Origin of the sequence: Mesotoga sp. UBA5847 (assembly GCF_002432735.1) — a bacterium.
In the GTDB taxonomy this organism is placed as follows: domain Bacteria; phylum Thermotogota; class Thermotogae; order Petrotogales; family Kosmotogaceae; genus Mesotoga.
The window spans coordinates 10,237-10,440 of record NZ_DJGL01000017.1 but is presented as its reverse complement, the minus strand read 5'-3'; positions in this window follow the sequence as shown (position 1 = coordinate 10,440).

Genomic DNA, 204 nt, shown 5'->3' with positions numbered 1-204 from the left:
TGCTCGGAGAACGGTGAACCGAAAACGGATAACCGTTCCTGCGACTTGCAACTGTTTCAAAGAACGAGATCCTGGCCAGTAGCGTGCCAGGATGACGTGAAGGACTGTCATTCGAGAGCTTACACTTATGAGCCTGCGCTGGAATCCACTCACTTTCTCATCCCGTAGTGGTTTCTGTACGGGATCTCGCCCTGAAGATCCGCT